This is a genomic window from Halomonas sp. A29 (genome assembly GCF_046723295.1).
Lineage (GTDB): Bacteria > Pseudomonadota > Gammaproteobacteria > Pseudomonadales > Halomonadaceae > Halomonas.
Map to the genome: position 1 here is coordinate 1 of NZ_JAXQPR010000023.1, position 4,966 is coordinate 4,966.

Annotated in this window: 5 protein-coding genes; all 5 read right to left on the reverse strand. The window is 53.2% G+C overall.

Annotation, left to right across the window (positions count from 1 at the left end; all coding sequences use genetic code 11):
- Positions 1–229: 229 nt before the first annotated feature.
- Positions 230–1,090 (reverse strand): tetratricopeptide repeat protein, encoded by an 861-nt coding sequence (locus SPH52_RS22325; RefSeq protein WP_411797252.1) that lies wholly within the window; start codon positions 1,088–1,090, stop codon positions 230–232.
- An 82-nt stretch (positions 1,091–1,172) separates the two neighbouring features.
- On the reverse strand, positions 1,173–2,048 hold the full coding sequence (locus SPH52_RS22330) for a tetratricopeptide repeat protein (protein WP_411797253.1): 876 nt from the start codon (positions 2,046–2,048) through the stop codon (positions 1,173–1,175).
- A gap of 163 nt (positions 2,049–2,211) precedes the next feature.
- Entirely contained in the window at positions 2,212–3,051 is an 840-nt protein-coding gene (locus SPH52_RS22335) for a tetratricopeptide repeat protein (RefSeq protein ID WP_411797254.1), read from the reverse strand.
- Positions 3,052–3,055: 4 nt separating this feature from the next.
- Entirely contained in the window at positions 3,056–4,708 is a 1,653-nt protein-coding gene (locus SPH52_RS22340) for a hypothetical protein (RefSeq protein ID WP_411797255.1), read from the reverse strand.
- Positions 4,709–4,714: 6 nt separating this feature from the next.
- A partial coding sequence (locus SPH52_RS22345; protein ID WP_411797256.1) for a hypothetical protein occupies positions 4,715–4,966 on the reverse strand: 252 nt, incomplete at its 5' end.

Here is a 4,966-nt window from a genome sequence, read left to right on the forward strand (position 1 = left end):
GAACATCGCCCTCCTCAGCCTCCGCCAGATTGGCTTCGAAGTCCTGGCTATGGAAAATCTCCACAACCTTTTCGCCTTCAAAGATTCGCTCCGCCTGGGCGAAAGTGGAAAGCATTAACAAGATCACTACCAGAGCCACCTTGATCATCGTTAACTCCATAACGAGTTCATTGTGCTAGCTGCGAACATCATCAACCCTGTAGCCATGGGAGCTCAGTCGAGGCCGATATCAGTCAGACGTGAGAAATATAGGCTCCCGGTCGCTCACATCGGGCTGGTAGCGGTAGCCGTTGGAGGCTGGCCGAACTTTCTCGTGTTCCAACTGCCACTGCCAGGATAGTGAAATGGCTTCCTGGATCTGCACTTCCGTCATTTTTTTGGCCAGCTCATCCCTTCTTGTGCTTGGAACGGTGCCGGAAAGATCGTACATCATATAGGCCTTGACCAGATCCTGTTCCACCACCATACCCTTCTCGTAATACTCTCCGGCCATTCTTTGAGCGCTAAGGTCATCCAGTTTCACCGCCCGCATTACCCATTCAAAGGATTTTTCAAGATCCTTCTCCACTCCAAGACCTTGACGATATGTAATCGCCAGGTTGATCATGGAAAATACACTTCCATGCTCTGCGGATTTTTCCAGCCAATAAAGATACTTTTCTTCATCTTGGTTTATGCCGGCTTCTGGATCGCCATCCTGATAAGTGTCTATGAGCTCCGACATGGCGTGGTGCAAACCTTGCTCGCCCGCCTCGGTCATATATTCTTCCCACTTACCGCCATCCTTATCAACACCAATTCCTCTACGATATAAAATGCCTAATGCATGGAAAGCCTCAGCAGCTCCTTGGTCGGCCGCTTCCTGCATCCAGTACAAGCCTTCTTCTTGGTCTGCGCTAACTCCTTGTTCTTCTAAACCAAATAAGAGCGCTCTCCCCACCAAGTACTGGGCCCGCGCATCGCCTTCTTCAGCCTTAATAAGGTTGGAATTAAAATCCTGACCCACAAAGGCATCCCAGACGTCTCCATCTTGAAAGATTATCTCAGCATGCGCGAAGGGGAAAACCACCAGCAAGATCGCAACCAGCACTCGTGAACTCCATAAGAAGTTCATCGAACTAGCTGCAAACACCATCAACCCTGTAGTCATGAGAATTCAGTCGAGTCTGATATCAGTCAGAAGTAAGCGATATAGGCTCCCGGTCGCTCACATCGGGCTGGTAGCGGTAGCCGTTGGAGGCTGGACGAACCACGCCGTGTTCCAGCTGCCACTGCCAGGACAAGGCGATTGCCTCCTCAATCTGCTCGTCCGTCATCTGCTCAGCCACAGCTTCTTTTGGCTCTATTCCAGCCGTCCCTCCTAAGTCATATAGCATATAGGCCTTGACTAGATCTTGCTCCGTCCCCCACCCATTTTCGAAATACCTGGCCGCCTCTCTATGCGAAAAAGACGCGTCCAGCTCCACTGCTCGCATTATCCATTCGAAAGATTTTTCAAGGTCCACTCCCACGCCGCGCCCCTCTCGATACCTAAGGGCAAGAGTAATCATGGAAGATGGATAACCAGCCTCTGCGTTACTTTTAATCCAGTAGAGATATCTTTCCTCATCCTTTTCAATTCCCACCTCAGGGTCGCCATAGCGATAAAGATTCATAATATCCAGCCGTGCAGACGACATCCCCCTCTCTGCGGCTTCGGCAAGATATTCCTCATACTTGCTGGCATCTTTTTCGACCCCTAGTCCTTCACGATACGCAAGGGCAAGCTCATCATAAGCCTCTGCAGCCCCTTGACTAGCAGCTTCTCTCAGCCAGCGCAGACCTTTTTCATAGTCAATCTCGACTTCTTGCTCTTCAAGGCCATAGAGGTAGGCGGCACCGACCAAGTACTGCGCTCGAACATCACCATCCTTTGCCTTGGCCAAGTTTTCTTCAAAGTCCTGGCTGCGAAAAATCTCCACAACTTTTTCACTTTCATCAAACACCAATCCTGCCTGGACGAGTGGAGAAAGCACTAACAAGATCGCAACCAGCACCAACTTAATCATCGTAAACCCCACAATGAGTTCATCGAGTTGGCTGAGAACATCATCAACCCTGTAGCCATGGGGGTTCAGTCGAGTCTGATATCAGTCAGAAGTAAGCGATATAGGCTCCCGGTCGCTCACATCGGGCTGGTAGCGGTAACCGTTGGAGCTAGGACGGTAGCTGTTACGCTCTAACTGCCATTGCCAGGAAAGNGTTGGAGCTAGGACGGTAGCTGTTACGCTCTAACTGCCATTGCCAGGAAAGAGCGATGGCTTCCTCGAGCTGCTCCTCTGTCATTTGTTCGGCCACAGCTTCTCTTTGCTCAATTCTTGCTGTGCCACCCAAGTCATACATCGTATATGCCTTGACCAAGTTCTTTTCGGTGCCTAATCCCCTCTCAAAATATTCCCCTGACCTGCCTTGGGCCCATATGTCATCCATATCAACGGCTCTCATGAGCCACTCGAAAGATTTTACAAGATCGACCTCTACGCCAAGCCCCTGCCGATATACAATAGACAAGTTTGTCATAGAAAATACTAATCCATCTTCAGCTGATTTTTCTAGCCAGTAAAAGTATTTTTCTTCATTTTGGTCGATTCCGAGCTCGGGGTCGCCATTCTGATAAATATCCAAGAGATCTGTCATTGCACGAAGAAGCCCCTTCTCTCCTGCTTCGACAAGGTACTCCTCGCATTTGTCAACATCCCTGTCAACCCCTATGCCTAGGCAATGCGCTTTTCCTAATTCATGGTAGGCCTCAGCTGCTCCTTGAGCGGCGGCTTTCCTGAGCCAGAACAGGCCTCTTTCGTGATCTGTTACGACTCCCTGACCCTCAAGACCATACAAATATGCCGCACCGACAAGATACTGGGATCTAACCTCCCCTTCTTCAGCTCTGACCAAATTATCATTGAAATCTTGGCTGGAAAATAAATCCCAGACATCTTCACCTTGAAAAACGACCTCAGCCTTTACAAGAGGAGAAGCCATTAGAAAGGCAAGAAAAAACCATACAATCATTGGCCTACAACCTCATCTCAAAAATATCACGTTTCAGCCCGCCAACCTCTGGATAATACAAAACCTCAGCCACCAATAGCCCTGACCCAGATTGGAGATTTTTCTCAAATCGGATTATCTTCTCTTCCCCATCTTGCTCAAGCTCAAAACTGTTCCTTTCTGATCTAGTTGAAAGGGGCATGCCAGCACCTATCAAATTTGAGCGATTTTCCACCTGACCATGACGACCTACCGAAACAACATCACCATTCGCATATCGTGTGCCACCTAAATACTGTCTCTGCCCTGCCACTGACTGATAGGTAATCAAAACCGTCAACTCCCCCGCCAGTTCACTCGGAAAGCGGGTGGTCAGGGTGATATATCTAGATCTCAAAGCGCGTGCCGCCTCCGCTGTATAGGCGGCCATCATCGCTTCGGGAGTGTCGAGACGATAATCCACTTCCATATCGAACTCGATGCCGCTGAAAACCATCATCAGGGATTGCTGCTCCTCCTGGCCATTGGCGAACGGCTGGAAGGGGAGCTGTTCCCGCTCCAAACCATAGAGGCTACGCCGCAACCAGAGTTCAATATTGCGTGGCACCAGTCGTACCAGCCAATATGCCCCGATCAGGAGAATGACGCCGATAATCAATGGAATCAGTACCAGGGAGCCGACGGCGATCGCGAGAATGCCGCCAGCGATGGCGATGCCGCCCAGAAACGCCTTGGTGCGCACACGCGAACGCAATTCTCCGCGCCTGGCCATGGCGCCGGCTTCGGCCAGTGCCCGGAAGCCGTCAATGATCCCGATGGCCGCGACGACCCGACCCAGGTGCTTGGCAGCGCTACCGTATTGGGTCCCCCTGGCGACTCGCTCATAGGCCAAGTTGCCGCTGGCGGCCAGGCCGCGGCGAACCTCGATGCCGGCGGCTACGTCCATGGCGATCTGGGTGAGGGCCGCCATGGCGCCGAGCATTCCCCACCAGTGCTCCAGGCTCTTGGGCTTGTCGGCGAGGGATTTGCCCACGTCATAGAAGCTCACCAGCGCAAAGACGGCCTCGAGCAGTTGAACGGTTTTGTCACCTCCGCTCATGCGCCCCCTCGAGCGCTGCTGTTCGGCCATCAGCAACTGCTGATCCACCATGGGGATGCGTACGGGCTCTCCGCCTGCGGACAGCCCTTCCGCGCTGACACCTTCCACATAACCGGCAACTTGCGCGAGATCGGTATCCCTGACCTGCCACAGCATCCTGACGCGGGTGTTGTCCGTGACATCGGGCTCGGGCAGGTTCCCGCCGATGCGCTCGCCGTTCTCCAGCGTGTCGACATACTGGGTCTCCCCATTGCGGCTTCGCCGGGGCGATCCATCCGGGTTGGCCAGGTAGCTGACGGTGCGACGATAGTCACCCATGGAGACTTCCATCTCGACGACATAGTTGGCTCCGGATTCAAAGCTGGCGTCCGACGTGGTGACCAGGCTATCGATCTGCAATAGCCGCGCATAGCGCACCATCATCCCGGAGCGAGGGGCGATGGGCCGCCCCTGGGCGGCCTGATCCGCCGCCTCCTGCCCCAGCAGCGCGGCACCGGAGGCAAGGATGGTGTCGCCCAACTGGGAGAGGGCCTTGCGCGCGGCATTGAAGTCCGACAGGCCCCAGCCGCCCTGGGCCATGGTGCGTCAGTCAGAAGTAAGCGATATAGGCTCCCGGTCGCTCACATCGGGCTGGTAGCGGTAACCATCGGAGGATGGACGAACCACTCCATGTGCCAACTGCCACTGCCAGGATAAAGCAATGGCTTCCTCGATCTGCTCTTCCGGCATTTTCTTGGCCAACTCGTGCTTAGCCTCTCGCCCTATTCCAGTACTCAGGTCATACATCATATAGGCCTTGACCAAATCCTGTTCCGTGCCGAGGCCTTTTTCGAAAAA

Bases quoted from the DNA above. Each gene is read 5' to 3' on its own strand.
- SPH52_RS22330 (WP_411797253.1), bottom strand. From the start codon at position 2,048: ATGATTAAGTTGGTGCTGGTTGCGATCTTGTTAGTGCTTTCTCCACTC.
- SPH52_RS22340 (WP_411797255.1), bottom strand. From the start codon at position 4,708: ATGGCCCAGGGCGGCTGGGGCCTGTCGGACTTCAATGCCGCGCGCAAG.